Annotated in this window: 22 protein-coding genes; 7 read left to right on the top strand and 15 right to left on the bottom strand. The window is 32.3% G+C overall.

The window, feature by feature from the left end; translation table 11 throughout:
* Nucleotides 1–189: 189 nt before the first annotated feature.
* The 6 genes from AAYQ05_RS03245 to AAYQ05_RS03220 are packed head-to-tail and all read right to left on the bottom strand — an operon-like array spanning nt 190 to nt 3,791.
* Entirely contained in the window at nt 190–375 is a 186-nt protein-coding gene (locus tag AAYQ05_RS03245) for a hypothetical protein (protein ID WP_343541105.1), read from the bottom strand.
* Between the two features lie 59 nt (nt 376–434).
* A complete protein-coding gene (locus AAYQ05_RS03240) occupies nt 435–806 on the bottom strand; it encodes a hypothetical protein (RefSeq protein WP_343541104.1) in 372 nt (123 codons plus the stop codon).
* Between the two features lie 38 nt (nt 807–844).
* The gene (locus AAYQ05_RS03235; RefSeq protein WP_343541103.1) at nt 845–1,405 is read right to left on the bottom strand and encodes a hypothetical protein; all 561 of its coding nucleotides are present in this window, start codon (nt 1,403–1,405) and stop codon (nt 845–847) included.
* A 14-nt stretch (nt 1,406–1,419) separates the two neighbouring features.
* Nucleotides 1,420–1,872: a GNAT family N-acetyltransferase gene (locus tag AAYQ05_RS03230; protein ID WP_343541101.1), complete on the bottom strand. Its 453-nt coding sequence runs from the start codon at nt 1,870–1,872 to the stop codon at nt 1,420–1,422.
* Between the two features lie 15 nt (nt 1,873–1,887).
* Nucleotides 1,888–2,463: a hypothetical protein gene (locus AAYQ05_RS03225; protein ID WP_343541100.1), complete on the bottom strand. Its 576-nt coding sequence runs from the start codon at nt 2,461–2,463 to the stop codon at nt 1,888–1,890.
* Nucleotides 2,460–3,791, bottom strand: coding sequence for a polymer-forming cytoskeletal protein (locus AAYQ05_RS03220; RefSeq protein ID WP_343541098.1), 1,332 nt, complete (start codon nt 3,789–3,791; stop codon nt 2,460–2,462). The genes AAYQ05_RS03225 and AAYQ05_RS03220 overlap by 4 nt, the downstream gene beginning before the upstream one ends.
* Before the next feature lie 175 nt (nt 3,792–3,966).
* On the opposite strand from AAYQ05_RS03220, the gene AAYQ05_RS03215 reads away from it, so the two are divergent.
* Nucleotides 3,967–4,374 carry a helix-turn-helix domain-containing protein gene (locus tag AAYQ05_RS03215; protein WP_343541097.1) on the top strand — a complete coding sequence of 136 codons (408 nt, stop codon included), beginning with the start codon at nt 3,967–3,969 and terminating at the stop codon, nt 4,372–4,374.
* A 113-nt stretch (nt 4,375–4,487) separates the two neighbouring features.
* On the opposite strand, the gene AAYQ05_RS03210 is transcribed toward AAYQ05_RS03215, so the two are convergent.
* Nucleotides 4,488–5,039 carry a hypothetical protein gene (locus tag AAYQ05_RS03210; protein WP_343541096.1) on the bottom strand — a complete coding sequence of 184 codons (552 nt, stop codon included), beginning with the start codon at nt 5,037–5,039 and terminating at the stop codon, nt 4,488–4,490.
* A 422-nt stretch (nt 5,040–5,461) separates the two neighbouring features.
* Between AAYQ05_RS03210 and AAYQ05_RS03205 the strand changes: the two genes are divergently transcribed.
* Together AAYQ05_RS03205 and AAYQ05_RS03200 are read left to right on the top strand one after the other, a co-directional pair.
* On the top strand, nt 5,462–6,754 hold the full coding sequence (locus AAYQ05_RS03205) for an aminopeptidase P family protein (RefSeq protein WP_343541094.1): 1,293 nt from the start codon (nt 5,462–5,464) through the stop codon (nt 6,752–6,754).
* Nucleotides 6,747–7,661 (top strand): alpha/beta fold hydrolase, encoded by a 915-nt coding sequence (locus AAYQ05_RS03200; protein ID WP_343541093.1) that lies wholly within the window; start codon nt 6,747–6,749, stop codon nt 7,659–7,661. Before AAYQ05_RS03205 ends, AAYQ05_RS03200 begins: the two co-directional genes overlap by 8 nt.
* Nucleotides 7,662–7,958: 297 nt before the next feature.
* Here AAYQ05_RS03200 and AAYQ05_RS03195 read toward each other — a convergent pair whose 3' ends face one another.
* Together AAYQ05_RS03195 and AAYQ05_RS03190 are read right to left on the bottom strand one after the other, a co-directional pair.
* Nucleotides 7,959–8,477, bottom strand: coding sequence for a ferritin (locus tag AAYQ05_RS03195; protein ID WP_281634116.1), 519 nt, complete (start codon nt 8,475–8,477; stop codon nt 7,959–7,961).
* 89 nt (nt 8,478–8,566) lie between these two features.
* Nucleotides 8,567–8,923: a hypothetical protein gene (locus AAYQ05_RS03190; RefSeq protein WP_343541090.1), complete on the bottom strand. Its 357-nt coding sequence runs from the start codon at nt 8,921–8,923 to the stop codon at nt 8,567–8,569.
* Between the two features lie 179 nt (nt 8,924–9,102).
* Here AAYQ05_RS03190 and AAYQ05_RS03185 point away from each other — a divergent pair, with 179 nt between their 5' ends.
* Nucleotides 9,103–9,906 carry a TIGR00266 family protein gene (locus AAYQ05_RS03185; RefSeq protein ID WP_026728296.1) on the top strand — a complete coding sequence of 268 codons (804 nt, stop codon included), beginning with the start codon at nt 9,103–9,105 and terminating at the stop codon, nt 9,904–9,906.
* Nucleotides 9,907–9,999: 93 nt separating this feature from the next.
* Here AAYQ05_RS03185 and AAYQ05_RS03180 read toward each other — a convergent pair whose 3' ends face one another.
* The 3 genes from AAYQ05_RS03180 to AAYQ05_RS03170 all read right to left on the bottom strand — a co-directional run bounded on the left by AAYQ05_RS03180 (nt 10,000) and on the right by AAYQ05_RS03170 (nt 16,543).
* The gene (locus tag AAYQ05_RS03180; RefSeq protein ID WP_343541089.1) at nt 10,000–11,856 is read right to left on the bottom strand and encodes a RagB/SusD family nutrient uptake outer membrane protein; all 1,857 of its coding nucleotides are present in this window, start codon (nt 11,854–11,856) and stop codon (nt 10,000–10,002) included.
* A 4-nt stretch (nt 11,857–11,860) separates the two neighbouring features.
* On the bottom strand, nt 11,861–15,187 hold the full coding sequence (locus AAYQ05_RS03175; protein ID WP_343541088.1) for a TonB-dependent receptor: 3,327 nt from the start codon (nt 15,185–15,187) through the stop codon (nt 11,861–11,863).
* Nucleotides 15,188–15,406: 219 nt separating this feature from the next.
* A complete protein-coding gene (locus AAYQ05_RS03170) occupies nt 15,407–16,543 on the bottom strand; it encodes a FecR family protein (protein ID WP_343541087.1) in 1,137 nt (378 codons plus the stop codon).
* Nucleotides 16,544–16,707: 164 nt separating this feature from the next.
* On the opposite strand from AAYQ05_RS03170, the gene AAYQ05_RS03165 reads away from it, so the two are divergent.
* Both AAYQ05_RS03165 and AAYQ05_RS03160 read left to right on the top strand, forming a co-directional pair.
* Nucleotides 16,708–17,250 carry a sigma-70 family RNA polymerase sigma factor gene (locus AAYQ05_RS03165; RefSeq protein ID WP_343541086.1) on the top strand — a complete coding sequence of 181 codons (543 nt, stop codon included), beginning with the start codon at nt 16,708–16,710 and terminating at the stop codon, nt 17,248–17,250.
* A 28-nt stretch (nt 17,251–17,278) separates the two neighbouring features.
* Nucleotides 17,279–18,055 (top strand): alpha/beta fold hydrolase, encoded by a 777-nt coding sequence (locus tag AAYQ05_RS03160; protein ID WP_343541084.1) that lies wholly within the window; start codon nt 17,279–17,281, stop codon nt 18,053–18,055.
* A gap of 83 nt (nt 18,056–18,138) precedes the next feature.
* Here AAYQ05_RS03160 and AAYQ05_RS03155 read toward each other — a convergent pair whose 3' ends face one another.
* Together AAYQ05_RS03155 and AAYQ05_RS03150 are read right to left on the bottom strand one after the other, a co-directional pair.
* Complete coding sequence (locus AAYQ05_RS03155) at nt 18,139–18,513, bottom strand: hypothetical protein (RefSeq protein ID WP_111377493.1); 375 nt, start codon at nt 18,511–18,513, stop codon at nt 18,139–18,141.
* 26 nt (nt 18,514–18,539) lie between these two features.
* A complete protein-coding gene (locus AAYQ05_RS03150) occupies nt 18,540–18,860 on the bottom strand; it encodes a roadblock/LC7 domain-containing protein (RefSeq protein ID WP_008465282.1) in 321 nt (106 codons plus the stop codon).
* Between the two features lie 288 nt (nt 18,861–19,148).
* On the opposite strand from AAYQ05_RS03150, the gene AAYQ05_RS03145 reads away from it, so the two are divergent.
* Complete coding sequence (locus tag AAYQ05_RS03145) at nt 19,149–19,292, top strand: hypothetical protein (protein ID WP_343541082.1); 144 nt, start codon at nt 19,149–19,151, stop codon at nt 19,290–19,292.
* 475 nt (nt 19,293–19,767) lie between these two features.
* Here the strand turns inward: AAYQ05_RS03145 and AAYQ05_RS03140 are convergent, their stop codons facing one another.
* Complete coding sequence (locus AAYQ05_RS03140; protein ID WP_343541081.1) at nt 19,768–22,530, bottom strand: PD-(D/E)XK nuclease family protein; 2,763 nt, start codon at nt 22,528–22,530, stop codon at nt 19,768–19,770.
* Between the last annotated feature and the right edge of the window lie 23 nt (nt 22,531–22,553).

The raw sequence follows: 22,553 nt of genomic DNA, 5'->3' as shown, positions 1-22,553 counted from the left end.
TTTTGTTTTATACCCACATAGTTTGTCATTTCGACGGAGGAGAAATCTCCACAAGTAACTCTACAAAGATTGGAAACATACTATACCGAGCTTCTCGCGGAGATTTCTCCTCCGTCGAAATGACAAGATTGCGCAAAAACCTTTGTCAAAGTTTTAAACTTTGACAAAGGTTACGGCGTAAACAAATGATTAATCCTTCTTATCCTGTTGTTCTGTCTGCACAAAACTTCCATTAACGGAACGATCTTCGGCATTCATTCCATTTGCCATTCCAAGCATAAAGGCCGTTATTATAATTATAAATTTTCTTTTTACCCAATGAAGAAGTGGTCGCTTAGATTGCTCCAAGCGAGAATTTTTATTTTGTTTATACATTTTAAAAATGATAAATGATTAGACATTATTGTATCATCTGTGCTTAGAAATAAATTTTCTTAAGCGCTGTATAAACTTTTATCGAAGTATTTTGAAGTGATTATTTCATTTATAAAAACAGATTGATTTATAAATGAAGTTAGATTTTGATGAAGCAGATTTTGAATTTTTAGCAGGTTCTTAATTTGAAAAGTAAAAACAGTTTCGGTTTTGAGAAAATTCAAAACATTTGAAAATCTTATTTCATTCCAAGAAACGGCTTGTCCCAATTTATATAAACGAGGACTTTTAAGCTCTATTTCTTTTCTTAAAATTACAAACGAAGATTGGTAATATTCTGCCGATTTAGGTTGAGAATATAAAGTACCATCGCCCACAATCACGACAAAAGTCAGAAAGAGCGCGATTAAGTATTTTATATGCTTTTTCAATCTTTTAAGTTTTAGATTATAGAACGAAAATACGATTTTTATTCGTTCGGCACTTTTTTGGTTTCATTTTTATAGAGCAACAATCCTAATCCAAAAACAAAAACGAGACAGCTTAAAAACATCCAAACTCCATTTTTCAAAACAAAAAAGGAAAATCCCACAGCAACCGACCCCGCAATTACCATTAAAGATTTTACAGTTTCTGTTTTTATAAAAGCAAATGCATGCAAAGCCAAACCAAGAAAAAGCAAAGACGGACCAACAGCCACAAATGGATAAAAAATCAATGGCGAATTGCCGATGTGCTGGCTTAACTGTTCTTTTGCAATTTCATTATTTCCGTAGCTTGACATCATAAAATCGATTGTACAAAGGCCGATATGGGCAATAACACCTAAAGTTGTCAGTACAGAAGCAACAGCACTTATTTTGCTTTTAGGGAATGCATCATTAAATGACAATAAAAAACAAGCTCCAATTAAATTGAACCAATGCGCAAAATCTACTGAATCGCTTAAACTTGGCAAAAGTTTAGAAAAAAATAAATAACTGACTAGAAAAAAGACTACCCCAATCAAGCAACATTGTTTTGTATTCATAGTTTTCTCAACTTTTATTGTTTATAAATCGTAAACTTATTATGACTCAAAGTAAAACCCAAATTCTCATAAATCGCTACATTCTCAACTCGCTTTTTATTTGTGGTCACTTCGATACTTTTCAAATTATTTTTCTCAGAAAAATCCAAAATCTCATTTATTAATAATCGTCCAACGCCTTGACCACGATATTTTTGATGAATAAAAAACTCCTGAATCTCACCAACAAATCCGCAATGATGCAAAAGATTTTGAGTATGAAAACTAATAAATCCTACGCCTACGCCTACGCCTTCATTTTCGTTTTCGGCAATGAGATACAGATTTTTTGGATTTAAGATGTTTTCACTGAATATCGTTTTGAAAACTTCAAAATCTAAAACTTCATTTTCGAGTTCACAGATTGCTTTGTAGACGAAATCTAGATCTTTAGGTTCTATTTTTCTTATTTTCTGGTTTGATTTCATAATTTCTATATCAATTTAGACTGATAGCCATTCTAAAGTTATAAACTTATCACAATTGTCTCTCATATCTTCAGCCCAATCAACCAGTATTGCTGCACCTCCATTTTTAATTTCATTTCTAACTATATCATAATTTTCTTTTGCATCATCAGGTCCTAATCCTGCTAATTCAAAAACGATATATTTTGTTTTAGACAATGTTGTGTATAATGAAAGTAGTCTTTTGGAATTCCAGTGAAGTTCGTTTATTTTCGTCTTTTTATTAATCCATGGAATTTCATAAATTTTTTGGATAAATTCACTTTCTAGATTTGCTCTTTTCTTTAAATATTCACCAACTTTTATTGGAAAAAACAATCTTCTAAATTTTGATTCTCTAAAATAATCTACGTAAGTCAGCGACTTTGTGACAATCACATTTTCATTTTTTATTTTTCCAGTAAAAGCATTAACTAATTCCGTTTTAATATCTTGAAAATGAGCTCCACCATACAAATACAAGACAACCAGCTCTCCTTCTCTTAACTCAAAAGGCGGTATAAAATACTCCTTGGTTCTTATTCCTTTACTTTCTATTAATAGCTCTTTCATTTCTCAAGACGTTCAAATTTCTGTTTATATTTTTGAAGATACTTATTCCATTCCTCATGATTTTTATAAACAGAAAAAGCAAAATCAACTGTTTCTTTGCTGAAATGATTTCCAAAAATATTCTCCAAATATTCTATCCCAGCATCAATTACTTGTTTTAAAACCTGCAATTTATCAATTCCATTTGCTTCGCAGGCTTTATCGAGCCATAATCCTTTTCCAATTTTCACATATTCTACAAGAAGGTTTTCTGTTATAAATTGAGGAGGAACATCATTTATATCTGGTTCATGTCTTCCGTTTTTAAAAACTAACAGAATTAGTTCTTCCGAATAATAATCTTCTGGAATTAATCCCAGCATTGTACCATTTTCAGCTGCTTTAAAACAAAGTTCTTTGGTGATAAATTCATCAGGAATTACCTTAATCGCAAAACCATCTTTATTCACTAATTTCTCGCAGAGCTCAGAAGTTATTAAATCCTGATTGATAAATGGCAAAGCATAAAATGTAATATTTAATGCTAAATTGCAAAGCTCTTCGGTTTTAAACTGCTCTGGAACAAGTTTAAGATCTCTATAATTTGCCAAAACACGATCGCGCCAATATTCATAAGTTTTAGCTGGCGGATTATTTTGTTTTAAAACCAATTCGCCTCTTGCCAAATCTCGTTCTAATTCTTCAAAAGTTTCAATTAATGGATTGTCTAATAACTTCCGTAATTTATTTGAAATAATTTCTCCGCAAGTTTTGTCGTCAAATTCACATTCATTTTTTGGATCAATTTTGTCTCTATCGTTATAATAAAACAGATCATTTTTTCTTTCTGAAAATGCTGTGTTGTGATCTGTTACGATAAAAACTGGAGAATTTATTGAACCCAAACAATTGAAACTTCCATGATTATAATACGTCATCACAACTTCTTTTGCCGTAACATTTCCTTTAATTTCAACATTCGCACCACCAAGCAAAAGACTTTGGCAGTTTACATTTCCATTTATAAAAATATACTGTCCATAATCGCCTTCGGCATTGATAATTGAGCCGCTTACACAAAGATTTCCGCTTATAAAAATGCCTTCAATCCTTATTTCTTCGATCTTTTTAGCCGGGAGATTTAGCAAATTAGCAAGCCATTTTTTCTCTTTATCTTCATAAAGATCTAAATAAAAATTTCCTTCAAAATTGACATCTTCTTCTGCTGTCAGAAAAAAATCCTCGTCTTGCCAATCATCAAAATAATCGAACTTTTCATCTTCACTTAAAAAAGGATATTTGGTTTTGATTTCGGATATTGTTGTTAATTTAAAATTAGAAGTCTGCATTTTATTGATATTAATCGAAGTTGATTTGTGAATATCAAGATTACACAATTCTAAATTCAAAATCAAACAATAGTCAGAAAAATTGTATTTTTACTCCACAAAAAAGAACTTGCAACTGCAAACTTGTTTTCTGCATAAACCAAAAATGTAAAAGAATTTTAAATATCTTTGAATCATGAGCACAGCAATAAAACCAAAACATATCGGTAGAAACATTAGCCGAATTAGAGAACTGAGAGATATGAAGCAGGAAGCGCTTGCGATTGCACTTGGTGTTAGTCAGCAATCTATTTCTAATCTCGAAGGAAGTGAAAACGTTGATGACGAAAAACTAAGCAGAGTTGCAGAAGCTTTGGGAGTCACACCTGAAGCAATAAAAAACTTTTCTGAAGATGCTGTTTTTAATATTATTGGGAATACTTATCATGATGATTCTTCTTCTATAAAAAACTACAATTGTACTTTTAATCCGCTTGACAAACTTTTGGAAGTTATTGAAAAAAATGAAAAACTTTATGAAAGGTTGGTTGAAACTGAAAAAGAGAAAGTCGCTCTTTTGGAAAAGTTGCTTGATAAGAAATAGAAATTTATTTTTATAAAAGAAAAAAACCGAAGTTTTTAATTTAAAGCTTCGGTTTTTTTATCAATTTAACTTGTAAAGCAAATCCTAAACATTTATATTATGAAATCTATTTTTTAAAGTTCATTCAACCAAACAATCCATTTTTCTTGAAGAATAAGTAAATCTTTCGGAGTTGATTTCATCGAAACTGAACCAAAATTTTCTCCCGTTACAGCTGTTAGCAATCTGTTTGCTCTTCCAGCAATTGTGAATAAATCATCATTTACTATCAATCCATGCCCATAGCTTTTTAAATCTCCACTTTCGATTCTTTCAAATATCATCAAATCGGCACTGTTCACAAGACCAACTTCTTTTTTGTTTGTTATTCGATTTATTAATTGTGGAATTATCTTTTCGTAATTAAAAGCTATCCAATATTCAGCATCAAACAAATACCCATATTCCTGATTATTATCGATTTTATCTAAAATAAATTCCATTGAATGATTTTTCATCTTTTCTTTATTGCTTTCATCAAGCCAATTGAATTGTTTTTTTTGTTCATCTATTGCATTTTGAAACTTCTGAGAAATCTTTGGATCTTTTGGAAATTTCAAGTTTAAAGCATTAGTCTGCGCAAATGAAATATTGGAGATAAATATTAAAATAAGGAGATTTTTCATTCCGTTGTTAGGTTTAGAATATTATTAGCCAATATACAAAATCGTTTAAAAGATAATTAAATGTAAATCTGCATAAAACAAAAATCGCCAATCTTTGCAGAGTTACGAGTGTGTTCTCTCCTTCGTCGAGATGACAAGATTGGGTAAATACTTTGCGCAGATCCTTCGACTTCGCTCAGGAAGACAAAACAAAACTTATACTTTGCGTTCTTTGCTCAAAAAACTTGCGACTTCGCATCTTTGCGAGCAAAAATTTCCTCCGTACTTTACGTAAACCTTAGTGTTCTTTAGGATTAAAAAACTTCGTGCCTTAGCGCCTTCGTGGCAAAAACAATAAATAAGAAAACTTTAATAAATCTGCTATACGCCACTAAATCAAAAATCATTAATTTTGAAATTCGAAGTTCAAAAACGAAATAATTATGAAATATCATCAAATAAACAGCGCTCTTTTTGTAAAAAACCGCAGAAAGTTCATGGCTGAAATGAAACCTAACTCTGTTGCAGTATTTAACTCAAATGACATTTACCCAGTTAGTGCCGACAGTACTTTGCCGTTTGCGCAGCATAGAGATATTTTTTACCTGAGCGGTGTAGATCAGGAAGAAAGTGTTTTACTTTTATTTCCAGATGCGCCTTATGAGCATCAGAGAGAAATGCTTTTCTTGAGAGAAACCAACGAACATATTGCAGTTTGGGAAGGTGAAAAATTGACTAAAGAACGTGCTTTTCAGGTTTCTGGAATTAGAACAGTTTATTGGTTACAAGATTTTCATAAGATTTTGAACGAAATGATGACGTATGCCGATACGATGTACATTAACACCAACGAACATTACCGCGCTACAGTTGAAACAGAAACTCGCGAAGCTCGTTTTGTAAAATGGTGGAAAGAGCGTTACCCAGCTCACAATGTTGCAAAAAGTAACCCAATTTTACAAAGATTGCGTTCTGTAAAAGAAAGCGAAGAAATCGATTTGATTCAGCATGCTTGTGATATTACAGAAAAGGGCTTCCGCAGATTATTATCATTCGTAAAACCAAATGTTACGGAATATGAAATTGAAGCTGAATTGGCTCATGAATTCATCCGTAACCGCTCTAAAGGTTTTGCTTATACACCAATTATTGCTTCTGGAAACAATGCGAATGTTTTACATTATATCGAAAACAACCAGCAATGTAAAGAAGGTGATTTGATTTTGCTTGATGTTGCTGCAGAATATGCTAATTATTCTAGCGATATGTCAAGAACAATTCCAGTTTCTGGACGTTTTACAGATCGCCAGAAAGCAGTTTATAACGCTGTTTTGAAAGTAAAAACCGAAGCAACAAAAATGCTTACGCCAGGAACACTTTGGAAACAATATCATGTTGAAGTTGGTAAAATTATGACTTCTGAATTACTTGGTTTAGGTTTATTAGATAAAGCCGATGTTCAGAACGAAAATCCAGAATGGCCTGCTTATAAAAAATATTTCATGCACGGAACTTCTCACCACATGGGACTTGACACGCACGATTACGGACTGCTTCACGAACCAATGAAAGCGAATATGGTTTTCACGGTTGAGCCAGGAATTTATATTCCAGCAGAAAAATTCGGAATTCGTTTAGAGGATAATGTTGTGGTTCAGGAAAAAGGAGAACCTTTTAACTTAATGAGAAATATTCCTCTTGAAGCAGACGAAATAGAAACGTTGATGAATGAATAATTTCATGATGAAAAAGATTTTTCTTTTTGGTTTATTATTAATTGCAACAAATATTTTTGCTCAAACTGAAGGTTTTGCCGTAAATAATGACGGAAGTAAAACCTATTACAAAACATTCGGAAAAGGCGAACCGCTTTTAATTATAAACGGCGGACCTGGAATGAACAGCAATGGTTTTGAAGATATGGCGAAAGTTCTGGGTGAAAGCCAACAAACGATTCTTTACGACCAAAGAGGAACTGGAAAATCGAAACTTTCAAAATTAGACGCTACGACTATTTCGATGAAATTAATGGCCGATGATATCGAATCTTTGAGAAAACACCTTAAAATTAAAAAATGGAATATTCTCGGGCATTCTTTTGGTGGAATGTTAGGATCGTATTATGCAACAATTTATCCGAATAGTATCAATAAACTGGTTTTATCTTCATCTGGCGGTGTTGATTTGTCTTTATTGAAAGGTCCAAATTTGATTGAATCGAATCTTTCTCAAATCGAAAAAGATTCCATGAATTACTGGAACGATAAAATCGAAAAAGGCGATACGTCTCACAAAGCAAGAGTTGGACGTGGTCGCGCAATGGCTCCTGCTTATGTTTACGATCAGAAATTTATTCCGATAATTGCTGAAAGATTGACGCAGGGAAATTCTACAATCAATGGTTTGTTATGGTCAGATATGCAGAAAATGAATTTTGACTGTAAAGCTAAATTGAAGAATTTCAAAAATCCTGTTCTGATTATTCAGGGAAAAGAAGATATTATCAGCAATGAAATTGGAGAATTGGCGCACCAGACTTTTCCAAATTCAAAACTGATTTTATTGGAACATTCTAAACATTACGGATGGCTTGATGCGAGAGAAAAGTATTTCTCGGATATTAATTCATTTTTAAAATCATAAAAATTAAAAAAAGCTGTCTCAAAAGGACAGCTTTTTTGTTGCTGGATGGAGTATTCATAAAATTATTCCATCAGCAAACCCCAGCGGGGTAAAATATTTATAGAATTTCAGTAACGAAAAATAAAAAAAGCTTCGGAGGAGCGACATATATTAAAACTGCAGAAAAAGAATGTCGCTCCTCTGGAGCTTTATGTTGTAAAAAACATTTTTGTCTATAAATATTTCGCTTCTCCGAAGCTTACAAAAAAAGCTGCCTCTTTTGAGACAGCTCTTTTTTAAATTATATAAATCGTTTATTTATCCGATTTTTGAAATCTGAACATCCAATTGGAATTTTCCGTCAGCTTCATTTCCGTTGATTAGATCAAAAAGCTCTAAAGCTCTTCTTGCGTTTTTCTCTTCTTCTCTTTGTTCAGCTACATACCACATCATAAAATCTTCTGTAGCATAATCATTTTCAGCTCTACATTTTGCAATCACTTTATTGATTGCCTGAGTAACTGCAATTTCGTTTTGCAAAGCAATTTCGAATACTTCTCTAAAAGAAGCAAATTCTTGCTGCACTTCTGGAACAGATGGAGTAACTGCGATCCCTCCCATATCTGTAATGAATTTGAAAATTTTTAGAAAATGCTCTCTTTCTTCTTCAGCTTGCTTGTACAAATAAGACGCTGTATTAGCATATCCGTTTCTATCTAACCATGCTGCCATAGCTAAATATTTGTTAGAAGCATCACTTTCTAATTTTGCCTGTAAATTCAATATATTTTCTACACCTTCAGTTAATGAAGTACGTGTTCTTAGTAAATCTTTCATAACCTTTAATTTTTATACGTGTAAAATTACAAAAATTAAAGGAGGCAACTGTAACTGCTTGAAAATTTGGATTTAATCTAAGTAAGAATCTAAATAAGCTCAACATTTGCGACGCTGCAAAGCATAGAATGTAATGTAAGAGTAAATTTTGTTCCGTTTAATAAATCTCTTAACTGCACTATTTCGCAGATAGTAAGATTTCTAGAGAAATTTCTTTTGGTAGTTTCAATCAGCTGAGCATCTGACTGGTCAGACAAGTCATAAAGCATGTTAAGAATATCAACGCTATTAACCTTTCTTTGAAAAATCAAAAAATCCTGAATTTTATAACTTGACACTGTATCAACAAAATTGATAATTATACTATTGGTCAAATCACATTGATAACTGTATCCTTTTTCGGTTTCAAATAATACTTTGCTTGTCAAATCACTAACTAATGCCATTCTGATAAAATATAATAACGGTGCAAAAATATAGAATTTAAAGTAATTAAACACGTAATTAAGACTAATTTAAAATAACAAAAACTGTTAATGTTCTTAAAAACAGCTGTAGTGTGCAAAAAACTGTAACATTTTAAAGGAACAAGAGTCTAATTTTAAAAACAAATAACTAAGAAATCATGCAAGCACACGAAATAGATTATCAGATTTTTGGGGAAGAAATGCAATATGTCGAAATAGAACTAGACCCGCAGGAAATTGTAATTGCCGAAGCTGGCAGTTTTATGATGATGGAAAACAATATCCAGATGGAAACCATATTTGGCGATGGTTCTCAGCAACAAGGTTCTGGTTTATTTGGCAAACTTTTAAATGCAGGAAAAAGAGTTCTTACTGGCGAAAGCTTATTTATGACAGCTTTTTTAAACCAAGGCAATACTAAAAGCAAAGTTTCATTTGCATCGCCTTATCCTGGAAAAATTCTTCCAATTGATTTAACAGAATTTCAAGGCAAATTTATCTGTCAAAAAAGTTCTTTTTTATGCGCTGCCAAAGGCGTTTCTGTTGGGATAGAATTTTCTCAGAAATTAGGACGTGGCTTATTTGGCGGTGAAGGTTTTATCATGCAGAAAATCGAAGGAGACGGAATGGCATTTGTACATTCTGGCGGAACAATGGCTAAAAAAGTTTTGGGTCATGGCGAAGTTCTAAAAGTAGATACAGGTTGTATTATTGGTTTTACCAAAGATGTAGATTATGATATTGAATTTATTGGCGGCATCAAGAATTCTATTTTTGGTGGCGAAGGATTATTTTATGCCACATTAAAAGGTCCGGGAACTGTTTACATTCAGTCGCTTCCATTCTCTAGACTGGCTGACCGTATTATTGCATCGGCACCAAGATCCGGCGGAAACAGTCGTGAAGAAGGTAGCCTTCTTGGCGGATTAGGAAATCTTTTGGATGGTGATAATAGATTTTAATTTAGAATGGCTTTCAGAAACGGAAGCCATTATTTATTATAAAAAAGAAGGGCAGCTCTTTCGAACTGCCCCAAACACCTAACCAAAAGTGCTCTAATAACCGTTATTCCCAAATTCTTTAGAATTTGAAATTGCATCCAAAAATGATCTCGGAATTGGTCTAACTGTATGTTTACCGTCAACAAAATTTGTTCCCGCAATTGGGTTTGTCTGATCTAAATAGGTTTTAGTCAATTTTCCTGTACGTTTTAAATCAATCCATCTTGTATGTTCGCCAGATAATTCTCTTGCTCTTTCTTTCAAAATAAAATCGATATTCATCTGCCCGCTTGATACTAACATTTCATTTTCTCTAGAGGTTAAAGCAGCTCTTTTTCTCAAAGCATTTACGTATGTTAAAGCTTTTGTTTGATCACTGTTTAAGATAGCTGCTTCTGCGGCAATCAAATACACTTCTCCCAAACGAATAATAGGAATATCACCTAGCCAATACTGATTGCTTTGACAATATAACGCTGCAGAGAATTTTCGCATAGCAGGAAACATATTAATAAGATTCGGGTCATTTGGATACATTGCCGGATCTTTATATTTATTGGTTCCAGGCTCAAAAATATCGCTAGGATCAACAACAAGCATTGGCATTTTGCTCTTAACAACAGGATCAATATTCCAATTTGGAGTAAAAACAGCCAAACCTTCATCATTATTCATATTAATTTGTTCTTCAATTTTTTGAGAATAAAAATTAACTGATGGTACTGCCTGAGCCAAGGTATTTTTAATTGTATAACCTACCACAGAAGGATCTTTTTTATAGGTAGTCGCCATTGTCTGTGTAATTGGCTTATTGGCTGCCGCGTAAAATTTATAGGTGAATGTTTCTGCAAAACGAGTATCTGCTGGCGATTCTACTGGAGAAAAAACCTCTGTCAATAAATATTTACTAGGTTTTAGCATACGGCTATTGGCTCTTCCGTATAAAATACTAGTTGCTCCAGCTCCCCACTCGGCTCCTCTAGTTGCTAAATCTGGCAAATAATACTGTCTTGTTCTTCCTCTGTTGAAACCTTCTGGATTTAAACCTCCAGGATCAATTCCTTGTGTAAATAAAAATTCTGTGTTTTTCTTATTATTATTGCCATCCCACAATTTGCTAAATCCTGATTTAGTATTATCACTTAAATATAGAGCTGCATTGTATTTTGCTGCGTTATTGATTAATTCTTCTGCAGTTTGCAAAGCTAGTTTAGCATAATCTGAAACCTCTCCTAATCTTGTTCTCTGCAGATACACTTTTGCCAATAAACCATAAGCCGCCTTTTTAGCCGCACGTCCTTGTAGAGTTTGCTGCAATGGAAGATTGGCACAGGCAAATTTTAAATCCTCAATAATTAAATCGTAAAACTCTTTTTCAGAACTGCGAACTGGTGCATTATCTGCTCCTTCAATAATAGACGATTGTGTTCTTAAAACTACACCACCAAATTGTTCTACCAGTATGAAATTACTAAAAGCCCTTAAAAAATAAGCTTCGGCTAATTTGGCATTCAGTTCTTCTGTAGAAGAATATCCTTTAACATTTTTTGAATAATAAATAGCCGTATTGCAAAGATTTATTGTCGTATATGCTGTACCCCAAATTACTTTAATGTTTCCGTCATCTGGATTTAACTGACTTGTATATTGCGCGTAACCAATTCCGCTAGTGCTTACATTTTCCCAAGAATCTGTTCCAGCTTCTGTAGGGGCAATATAATCTACTTTTCCGTGAAGGAAATACAAGTTCTCATAACAGCTGTTGATTAATCCTTCAAATCCTGGTCTTTCACTGTAGGATTTATCTAGAGAAACCGTGGTAAGGTTTTTTTCGTCTAAACTGCATGATTGCAAACCAACCATAAAAGACATGAAGACAATTACCGATTTTAAGTTTATATATTTTTTCATGATACTATAATGATAAATTGAGACCGAAAATAACTTGTTTAAACAATGGGAATGAATCTGATCCTCCGCTTTCTGGATCTACATCTTTCAATAAATGGCTACGACTAAAAACAAAAGGATTATAAGATGTTATATAGAGTCTCATATTTTTCAGACCTGTTTTTTTAAGAAAATCTTCGGGCATAGAATATCCAAGTGTAATATTTTTGATTTTGATATAAGAAGCATCTACAAGCTCTAATGCCGATTGAAATTGTGTATTAAAACTACCGCCTGGTCTAGGAAAATCGTTTGTCGGATTATCTTTTGTCCAGTAGCTATAGGTTTCTGGCTGCGCTTCTTTATTCCAGTATCCAAGTACCTGAGCGCGCATCATACCACCTTGTCTTCCGTTTACAAATACGGTAAAATCAAAATTCTTATACTTGAATGTATTTTGGAAACCAAAGAAATAATCTGGAACATTATTTCCAACAATCATTCTATCTTTTGTAGAATAAACATGCACTCCATTATCTGATACTCCATTAGCATCAACTTGTGGAACTGTCTGCAGTTTTATATCTCCAGGCTTAGCACCATACAAAGCAGCTTCCGTCTCTTGTCCTAATTGCCAGATTCCTATTTTTTTATAATCATAAAATACTCCTCCTGATGCTGGCGTTTGTCCGATAAAAAGTCCCTCAGAAATTAGTTCATTCACTGTTAGATTCCCCAAATCAATATTGGTCAATTTTTCTTGAGCATGTGTATATGTGAATGTCGTATTCCATTTGAAATTTTCAGTATCAATATTTTTAGTATTTATAGAAAGTTCAAAACCTCTATTTTGAGAAGTTGCAATATTAGAAGTTTTCTTATATGGCGTTTTAGCATCGTAACCCCCTGAACTGGTTGGCAGACGGCGATCCCATAAAATACCATCTGTATGCGTCCAATAATATTCGGCTACCAAATCAATTCTATTTTGCAAAACAGAAACATCTAAACCTAAGTTTGTATTTGTAGAACGCTCCCAAGTTAAATCTGGATTTGAAATATGCTCAGTAGGCACATACATAGGCAAAGCTGTTCCGCCGCCCAGAGAAAGATTGCTTGTTTTGGTTGCTGTTCGTGTTAAACTAGAATAAGGATCAATATTTGCCGATCCAGAAACACCATAACCTAATCTCAGTTTTAAGTTATTCAGCCATGAACTCGTTCCCTGCATAAAACTTTCATCACTAATACGCCAAGCTAAAGATGCAGATGGGAAAGATGCCCATTTGTTACCTTCTGCCAAAGGAGAAACTCCGTCCCAGCGATTGGTTAACTGAAACAAATATTTTCCTTTAAAACTATAATTAAAACGCCCAGCAAATGACATTCTGTTAAACTGGCTGTAAGCATTCATTCTTGTAGTTAGATTCTTTACAGCGCCCATATTATAGAACTGAAAGTCATCGTAATCAATGCCATTACCGCCTAAATAGGCTCCTTCAGATCTGTTATCTGCCCAAGAAGTAATTCCTGTCAAACCAAAATCATGATCTTTACCAAGTTTAAAATTATAGTTCAGGATATTTTCCCAAATGTAGCTATAGGCTAACTGATTATTATAAGTGGCTTCACTAGCAGTTCTACCTTCTGCTAATAAATTGTATGAATTTTTGTTTTGAAAAGTTCCCGCTCTGCTTGCTGAAAATCGAGTTCCTAAATTAGATCTTAACTTGAAATTTTTAGCAAATTCAAACTCCAAATAAGGATTAAACTGTACATTATAACTTAACGATTCATTAGCAAATGCTCCTGGATAATTATTAGCCAGAATACTAATGTTGTTAGGATCTCCTTCTATCGGATAAAGATTTACAACACCATTTTCATCAAAAGGTACTCCTAAAGGATAAACGCTATACGCCTTATTAATTCTACTGTTGGTTGTGCTGTTTTTACGATAATTTAAAATCAGCTGAAAACCCGTTTTAAATTTATCGCTGAATTTAAGATCAACTCCTCCTCTAGAATTAAAACTGTTTACCTTATCGTTTTGATAGATTCCTTCTTCGCCTACATATCCTAAAGAAAAATAACCCTGTACTTTTTCAGATCCACCTCTCATAAAAAGATTATGGTTTTGCTGTGTTCCTACCTGCAACGTTTTATCAATCCAATTTACATACTGTCCTTTTTCGATGGCAGCAACGGCAGATGCATTCAAACCTAAATCGGTTAGACTTGTAGCCTCATAACCATTGTCTAAATAAAATCGGTCGCGTTTGTAATTTAGCCATTTGTCTCCCGTAAGAGGAGCAGGAAAAGAAGAGAAACCATTTAATCCGAAATAAGTATTGAAGTCAATTTGCCTTTTTTTTGCTTTTGCCTTTTTAGTAGTAACAATAATAACACCGTTGGCTCCCGAAGAACCATAAATTGCAGTTGATGAAGCATCTTTTAAAACATCAATACTTTCAATATCATTTGGATTCAAATTATCGATGCTTGAAGGAATTCCATCAATAATATATAACGGATCCTGGCTAGCTGTCAAAGATCTGTTTCCTCTTAACAAAACTTTTGGCGAAGTTCCAGCTTGTCCAGATCCGCGTTGAATATCCAAACCAGAAACTCGTCCTTGAAGCGCTTCCATTGGACTTAAAACTGGACTCAAAACAATATCTGTTGATTTTACTGTTGCTACGGCTCCTGTCAAATCTTTTTTCTTCACGGCTCCGTAACCCACAATTACCACTTCATTTAGTGCCGAATTTTGCTCGTTTAAAATCACATTCAAAGACTTGCTTTGACCAACCGTTACTTCTTTATTTTCAAATCCGATAAAAGAAAAAACGAGAACACTATTTGTTCCATTTACTCGAATGGTAAACTTTCCGTCTAAGTCGGTTTGTACTCCATTATTAGTTCCCTTTTCAATAACATTTGCTCCTGGTACTGGCATATTTTTCGAATCGGTTACAACTCCTGTAATTTCAATACCTTGCTCCATTACAACCTTTGGTACTGTACTCTTTTGCAGAAGATGTACTTGCTGTTTTTTCTTTACCAAAATAATCTGACGATCATTTATGCTATAAGAAATATCGGTTCCTTTAAATACCTCTTCCAGTATTTCGTTAATTCCTGTTTTCTTTACATTAACTGTCACTTTTCTGTTTAAGTCAATTATACTGCTTTCAAAAAGAAATCTGTATTCTGAGATAGACTCTACCTTATTAAACAGTTTCTCGACTGGAGCATTCTTTATGTTTAATGTCAACTTTGTATTTTGTGAATAGACACTTGCTTGAATTCTCATCAAAGAAAGCATCAGTAATAATGTGGTTAATTTCATTCTTAGACTAATTTTAGGCAAATAAGGACTAAGCCAATTCCTCTTAATTATTTTTTTCATAATTTTGGATTGATTTTAAATGATTTAATTTCGATACGTCGTTTGAAACACTTAAATCGGGAAATATTGGTAGTATTTTCCGATTTTACTTTTTTGTATTTCTTCAAAAAATTACATCCTCTTCATAATTTGTTTTCTTTTTGGTTGGTTAATAAATAGTTAGTTTATTTTTATTAGCTTTCCTTCTTTCTTATAAGTAAAGCCTTGAATTTTACTCATTGTCTCCAATACCTTTTCTATACTTTCGATATTCTTATTAAAACTGGCATTAAATTTTTTATCTAAAATATCCGTTCTATTATTCTCAATTGTAACGTTGTAAGTACGTTCTAACTTTACTATGATATCCTTAAAAGCTGTTTTTCTAAAAACTATTTCTCCGTTTATCCATTCTGTGTAAAAACGAGTATCGACTTTCTCTACAGCTATCTCCGTTTTTTCATTACTCCAAGATCCTTTTTCGCCAGGTACTAGTATTGTGTTACTTTTTGCATTATGAGAGTCAGCTAAATTAACCGAACCTTCAACCAATACTGTATTAATATCTTTATCTTCTTTGTATGAACTCACATTAAATTTTGTTCCTAAAACTTTTACATTAACTCCTCTTGTTTTCACAATAAATGGATGCGCTTTGTCTTTTGCAACATCAAAAAAAGCTTCTCCATCCAGAACAACTTCTCTATTATGTCCTTTTATAAACTGAACTGGATATTTCAAAGAAGAACCTGCGTTCATATTTATCGACGTTCCATCTGACAACTCTATTTTAAAGGTTTTACCATAAGGAATTTTAATTTCATTGTAAACCAATTTATTAATTGATTTAGCCGAACGATAATTGATTTCATTCTCTTTTTGAGAAGCAACCACTTCTCCATTTTTCTTAATGATCTGCTGTTCTCCATTAGGATTTAAAACCTGAATATCTCCATTTTCTAAAACCAGCTGGACGGCATCTGAAGGGATAGTGTTTTTTTGCTTATCATTTTTATATTGAAAAACATAAACTAAACCTATCAGACAAATGAAAACTGCGGCATATTGAAAAATTTTTCTCCAATTAATTACAAATATCTTTTTGTCAACATCTAATTTTTCCTTTAATTCTTCCCAACTTTTATCTGTATCTATCGATTCTGCATACATTAATGCTTCTTCTAGTAACCCATTACTTTGAAGATTTTCTATCAACTCCCGTTCTTCAGGAGATAAAGATGCTATTTTAGAAGCATCATAGTTTCCTTCAGACTTTATTTGTCTTAGGACATTAATCAATTTTGGATTTAAAGTCATTGTTTTTTATATAGTGGTTTTTATCATGTTAGAGAAAAAGATTTTTAGGGTGACAACAAATCAATATTTTTTGATTTTTTTTACATATTATTAAAAATAAATAACTTTTTATTTTACATTTGGCATTATGTAATCCATTACAAACAAATAAATGACATTTGGAGATGCTGAATTATAAAGATTTTAAAACATTTGAAGCCTTATACAAAGACCATTTTATCTTTTTTTCATTGGTTTCGTTTAACATTGTAAAGGATAAAGATGCAGCAAAAGACATTGTTCAGGATTTTTTTACCTATCTCTGGGAAAAAGAGGAGACTCTTAATTTTACTATTTCATTTAAAGCCTACGGGACAAAAGCTATAAAAAATTTAAGCCTGCAATATTTAGAAAAGAACAAAACAATTAGCCTGCAAAACACCAAAATAGCAACACCGAAATCTGAAGAGCCAACAGCATTTGAAAATATAGAAGAGGACAAGAAACCAAAAATTCAAACCCTAATCGACAAGATTCCACAATCTAGAAGAGAAATTTTCATATCACATGTTGTTGAGGGATTAAGCTATCAGGAAATTGCTGAGGACAACAACATTTCAGTAAATACTGTAAAAACACAAATGAAAAGAGCTTATGCCTCTTTAAGAGAATCCCAAAATATCTCTCAGTTAAAATTTATTCTGTATTTCATATGGCTAATAAAATAGCGTATTTTTGCTATTTAAAATTTCCATTTTGAGTTATACTTTATACAAAAACACAAAAATATCTTTTTCTGACACTGGAAAAGGAAACACAATTATCTTACTTCATGGCTTTCTGGAAAACAAAAAAATGTGGAAAGATTATGTTGATTTTTTCTCAGAAAAATATCGTGTGGTCACAATCGATCTATTGGGTCACGGTGAATCTGAACCATTAGGTTATGTTCACGAAATGGAAGATAATGCAAATGCAGTAAACGAAGTCTTAGAACAATTAAAAATTGAAAAAGCAACAATTCTTGGACATTCAATGGGTGGTTATGTTGGTTTGGCTTTCGCCGAATTGTATCCGCAGAAAATCCAGAAATTAGTTTTATTAAATTCAACTTCAAAAGAAGACAGTGCAGAGAAAAAACTAAACAGAACTCGTGCAATTAAAGCCGTAAAACAAAACTATGTGAGCTTTGTAAGCTTAGCAATAGCAAATTTATTTAGCGAAAATAATAGGACACGATTGGCTGAAGAAATCGAAGAAGTAAAAACAGAAGCCTTAAAAACTCCTTTACAAGGAATTATAGCCTCTCAAGAAGGAATGAAGATTAGAAAAGACAGAGAGTGGCTTTTAAAAGAAAACCGTTTTCCAGTTTTATTAATTTTAGGAAAAAAAGATCCTGTTTTGAACTACGAAGAAAGTCTTTTGCAAATTGAAGACACAACTGCAGAATTAGTTTCTTTTGAGGATGGACACATGAGTCAGATTGAAAACAAGACAGAATTAAAATCTGTACTACAACATTTCTTTGAATAAAAACTAAGTATTAAAATCGAAAAAGGCCATTTCTAACCTAGGGTTGAAACAGCCTTTTTCTCATTCTTGGGGGCAAAATATCGTTATAACTTTGAAGTAATATCTTTTTTGTATTTAGATAAAGTCGCTCTTGTTAAACCAAGATTTGCTTTAGTCGAATCTACCGCTAAGTAGATAAAGTATCTTCCATCTTCAGAAACATCAATAATATGAATCTGATCGGTAAGGGTAATTAAAATATCATTAATTTTTTGATTTAATCCTAAAGCTTTAATAGCATTTAATTTAGCTTTTACTACTTCTAAATTATAAGCAGAAGCCAATTCTGGATCAAAATCCGATTTTACGGTCAACGAACAGTAAGACATTCCTGTTTCTACTTCTGTAACAGAAACAGCAATAAATCCGTTAATATTCTCTTTTAAATCGTTTTGAAAATTTTGTAAAAAATCTGACATGTTTATTAAAATATTTGGTTTTTAAATTAGTTGTTAAAAATAGAATCCATTCTTCTCAGCAATAACCCCATTTTACTTAAATCTTTAGAAAGCAACGCAATACAATTATCATCTTGATTTTTGCTTGCTACGACAATTCCGTCGTTATTCTTGATCATTACTTGTTTAAGATCTCCATTGTTAACGTCTTCCGACATTTCAAGGCACATCTTTAAAATCATTCCGATCATTGCAGCAACGTTACCGTCGTATTCTAAATTAACAGACTCGTTTAAAATTCCATCAATATTAAAACTTAGCCCAGACTCTGCGCCAGTCTCTTCTACTAGTGTTTGCAAATCAATCATATTCTTTTATTGTCATGTTTTTGGAGCGTCAAAGATATTTTAATATTGGTAATTGTGCGATAAACACTTGTTAAAAAAAGTTGCTATATAACGTCTTGAGTCACTTTTATTTATCACTTAATCAAACCTATTTTTTTGCAAAAAAAATGCAAAAAAAATTAACATTAAAAGCAAATAACATCAAAAACGTAACATTTTACTTTATAAAATTCATTTCTAAAATTAACATTTGCAGATTGTTGCATTTGGCAAAAGTTTTTCTATAGCTTTGCAAAAAAATTTATAAAAATGAAAACTGTTGACGAATTACGCTTTGACTTAAATGTAAAACTAGAAAGGTTTAGAAGATTTCGTATTGAAAACGGACACATTAACACTTCGGTTTCTGGAGAAAAATCTAAAAAAGGTTTTTTCAAAAAAATATTCAGCTAAAAGAGTTTAAAGGTCAGCCGAACTTAAGAAATAACCTTCGTTTACAAGTTCGGTTTTTACATTGATTTTATGCAACTTAGCATTAATGTTTTTTTTTTAGCAAGACAATTTTTACTAAAACTAACAATTCTAATTCCCAATCGACAATTCTTTTTCTTAGGAATTCTTCTTAATCATTTAAACCGCTTTTTCAATTATTTTTAAAAACAGATTAGCCCCACTTTTACTTTAAACACAAAAAATGATTTGGCTCCAAATATCAATTTAACTTGAAAATCTTGTAAAACTTAAAAAGACAAATCTTTAATTTTTGACCTCTAAAAAGTCTTTCCTAAAATCATCTTTATAAGAAACAACATATTTTGTTTAGCATATAGAAATAAAATATTTTCAACTGAAAAACAATTCAGAATAAATTGATCTTGATGCAAATAGCAAGTTTTGTTTAATTCTAGAAGATACCCTACAAGTAATTTTATATTTTTTCTTCGAATGGAATATTGCTGTCAAAAATTTCACTCAGCAAATTAGCAATTTCTTCTAAGTAAGAATTCAGTATCTGTGGCGTTACTATCACATCCAACTCTTTTTCTTCTTTGAATCCAAAAGGTAAAAAACCAGATTTTAAGTTTTTGAATGAAATAATACCAACTTCAATTGGAAGTTCGCCTGCTTCTTTTTCAAACATATAGGCATACGCTAGAACTTGAATTATTTTATCGTTTTTAAGCTCTTGAGTTAATCCGTTCCATGTTTTCAAGACAACATTGGCTTTCTCGACTTTTCCTGTCTTATAATCAATAATTCTAATTTTTCCGTCTCGGCGTTCAATACGATCGACATTTCCTTTAATCAAAACAGGAAACGGTAGTTTAGGATGAACAAACTCACGCTCAAAAGTTTGTTCTAATGCAACAATCTGAATTGCTTCATTATTCTTTATAGACTCTAATTCCATTTTCAAAAAATTAGAAACATTTCTTTTCGCTACTTCAAAAGCCAGAAGATTTCGTCCTTTTTTGATTTCTCCTTCCTTGTAAACTAGTTTAAATTGCTTCAAAACTTCGTCATCCAATAATTTGAAACAATTAAGAAGATCTGTCTCCGAAATAAATTTCCCTATAAAAGGTTCGTAAAGCACTTTTAAGGTTTCATGAATAATCGTCCCCAAAGTATTCAAGGCTATATTTTCTTCAACCTCTTCCACTTCACGAATTCTTAATATTTTTTGAAAATAAAACTCAATCGGATTTCTAATATAACTGGTCAATGCAGACGGCGAAAAGCCATTAACGGCAATTTCTTTCAACCGTTCCATTACCATATCAGATTTAGGAACAGAGATTGGTTCGTATGCTGTATTTGGCAATTCTGGATTATAGATATCGAAAGTAAGATTATGACGTGATTTTTTTTCTACTTCTAACTGCGTAATAAAACGGCTTCTTTCACCAGCATCCAATCCGTCATTTTCTGTATTATAAATCAAATAAATATTTTTCGCTCTTTGAAGCAAATGATAAAAATGATACGTATAAATCGCATCTTTTTCTTTAAATGTTGGAAGTCCTAACTCTCTTTTGACATCATAGGGAATAAATGAATTCTGAGATTTTCCAGCAGGAAATTTTCCTTCGTTCATAGAAGTTATAATCACCGTTTCAAAATCTAAAACACGACTCTCTAAAACCCCCATAATCTGCAAACCCCTTAACGGTTCACCCTCAAAAGACACTTCTGCCAAATCTATAATTTGCTTGTAAATTGAATGCAGTGTATCAATATTATCAATATGATGATGTTTTGAATAATAATTTATTAGCTTATTAATTACCTTAAAAACGCCATAAACAAAAGTTTTGGCAATTTTTTCTTCTTCATTATCATTACTAAAATGTTCCTTGATCACAATTAGTAAAGCCGAAATATTCTTTAAAACCGCAACAGAACCACTGTCCCATTTTTCAAATAACAAACTAAAAAAACTTGAAGTTTCTGGATGAAGTTCCAGAATTTTATGATGCGTAATAAACGTATAATTATTCTCTTTAATAATTCTTACCAACCTTTGTGCATTTGCATAAGGCTCAACCAAGGGATGTGTTAAAATATCAAGTACATCTTTATAGTAAAAAACATAACTTCCGCCTTTTCTGGAAAGTGCATTGGTATGCATTTTAAACAATTTAGCAACAAAAATCTGCGAAGGATTATTCTTTCCCGAATATCCCATTGTAATATTTAGCGCTCCAACTGAAGCAGGAAGCGAATACAAAACCGGAACTAATAAGTTTTCCTCACCGAGCACAACTGCAACTTTATCTAAAGCAGCATCAGGATTTTGATCGATTAAATTTTCAATTACACTTCCTGCCAATTTGGCTTGCCCAATTGTTTTAGGAGTTCCAATAACCTGAATGTTTTTTGGTTCTGAAAAATCATCAACGATCCACTCAAAAACATTTGACTTATAATGTTTCCAGCTTTCTTTAAAACGCCTTAAAAAGAGCCCCGCATCGTGATACGGATCATTTAGAAATGACTGATCTGCATCCCAATAAATTTTGGCTTGATCTAGCGCCAATAAATGTTGCACAATTTTTTCTTCAGCAGCATTCAAAGCATTGAATCCAGCAAAAATAAAAGTGCGATTTCCGATTGTATTCGAAAAATGATTCAGGTTATTTACCGCTTCTCGATAAATCAGCCCTTGATATCCAATCGATTTAAACAGCAAATGATTATATAAAGACTCATAATAAACCGTGAGTAATTTCCAGAAATCAATATAATTCTCTAAAAGTTTTGTTTTTTGATCAACTTCAAGACCCCATCTTTTTATGTCTTCAATATCTTTTAGATAAGATAATACATGTGAAGGATCTAAAAGATATCGGTCAATTTCATTAAAATCCTGCAAAAGGGTTTTAGCCCAATTTGCAAACAACTCAAATGACTGCTGGTTATTTTTTTCTGTAATGGATAAATATACCTCATAAAATTCGAACAGAAGCTCGATCGAATCAATAGAACGAATTGACGCGACATCTTGAACAAAATCTTCTATACTAGTAATCTGCGGTGCAATTATCGTTTTTGAAGTTGCATTTTTAAGCGCTTCAATCAAGAAAACTTTTGCCCTTTTATTAGGAAGAATTATAGTTGTTTCTGAAAGTTTCCCTATATAATCCTGAATTACGATAGAGGCAATTTTTTGAAGAAAAGAATCATTTACCATAGTATAAAAATAAAAAAAGCCAT

It is taken from the genome of Flavobacterium movens, from assembly GCF_039581425.1.
In the GTDB taxonomy this organism is placed as follows: Bacteria; Bacteroidota; Bacteroidia; order Flavobacteriales; family Flavobacteriaceae; genus Flavobacterium; species Flavobacterium luteolum.
Note: the sequence above shows the minus strand (reverse complement) of the source record. Positions and strands in the feature narration are given on the sequence as shown.

Excerpts from the sequence above, each read along its gene's own strand:
- AAYQ05_RS03140 (WP_343541081.1), bottom strand. The coding sequence starts at position 22,530 with ATGGTAAATGATTCTTTTCTTCAAAAAATTGCCTCTATCGTAATTCAG.
- AAYQ05_RS03215 (WP_343541097.1), top strand. The coding sequence starts at position 3,967 with ATGAGCACAGCAATAAAACCAAAACATATCGGTAGAAACATTAGCCGA.
- AAYQ05_RS03200 (WP_343541093.1), top strand. The coding sequence starts at position 6,747 with ATGAATAATTTCATGATGAAAAAGATTTTTCTTTTTGGTTTATTATTA.
- AAYQ05_RS03145 (WP_343541082.1), top strand. The coding sequence starts at position 19,149 with ATGAAAACTGTTGACGAATTACGCTTTGACTTAAATGTAAAACTAGAA.
- AAYQ05_RS03155 (WP_111377493.1), bottom strand. The coding sequence starts at position 18,513 with ATGTCAGATTTTTTACAAAATTTTCAAAACGATTTAAAAGAGAATATT.
- AAYQ05_RS03185 (WP_026728296.1), top strand. The coding sequence starts at position 9,103 with ATGCAAGCACACGAAATAGATTATCAGATTTTTGGGGAAGAAATGCAA.
- AAYQ05_RS03150 (WP_008465282.1), bottom strand. The coding sequence starts at position 18,860 with ATGATTGATTTGCAAACACTAGTAGAAGAGACTGGCGCAGAGTCTGGG.
- AAYQ05_RS03165 (WP_343541086.1), top strand. The coding sequence starts at position 16,708 with ATGCTGAATTATAAAGATTTTAAAACATTTGAAGCCTTATACAAAGAC.
- AAYQ05_RS03205 (WP_343541094.1), top strand. The coding sequence starts at position 5,462 with ATGAAATATCATCAAATAAACAGCGCTCTTTTTGTAAAAAACCGCAGA.
- AAYQ05_RS03175 (WP_343541088.1), bottom strand. The coding sequence starts at position 15,187 with ATGAAATTAACCACATTATTACTGATGCTTTCTTTGATGAGAATTCAA.
- AAYQ05_RS03195 (WP_281634116.1), bottom strand. The coding sequence starts at position 8,477 with ATGAAAGATTTACTAAGAACACGTACTTCATTAACTGAAGGTGTAGAA.
- AAYQ05_RS03220 (WP_343541098.1), bottom strand. The coding sequence starts at position 3,791 with ATGCAGACTTCTAATTTTAAATTAACAACAATATCCGAAATCAAAACC.
- AAYQ05_RS03190 (WP_343541090.1), bottom strand. The coding sequence starts at position 8,923 with ATGGCATTAGTTAGTGATTTGACAAGCAAAGTATTATTTGAAACCGAA.
- AAYQ05_RS03180 (WP_343541089.1), bottom strand. The coding sequence starts at position 11,856 with ATGAAAAAATATATAAACTTAAAATCGGTAATTGTCTTCATGTCTTTT.
- AAYQ05_RS03245 (WP_343541105.1), bottom strand. The coding sequence starts at position 375 with ATGTATAAACAAAATAAAAATTCTCGCTTGGAGCAATCTAAGCGACCA.
- AAYQ05_RS03230 (WP_343541101.1), bottom strand. The coding sequence starts at position 1,872 with ATGAAATCAAACCAGAAAATAAGAAAAATAGAACCTAAAGATCTAGAT.
- AAYQ05_RS03235 (WP_343541103.1), bottom strand. The coding sequence starts at position 1,405 with ATGAATACAAAACAATGTTGCTTGATTGGGGTAGTCTTTTTTCTAGTC.
- AAYQ05_RS03170 (WP_343541087.1), bottom strand. The coding sequence starts at position 16,543 with ATGACTTTAAATCCAAAATTGATTAATGTCCTAAGACAAATAAAGTCT.
- AAYQ05_RS03210 (WP_343541096.1), bottom strand. The coding sequence starts at position 5,039 with ATGAAAAATCTCCTTATTTTAATATTTATCTCCAATATTTCATTTGCG.
- AAYQ05_RS03225 (WP_343541100.1), bottom strand. The coding sequence starts at position 2,463 with ATGAAAGAGCTATTAATAGAAAGTAAAGGAATAAGAACCAAGGAGTAT.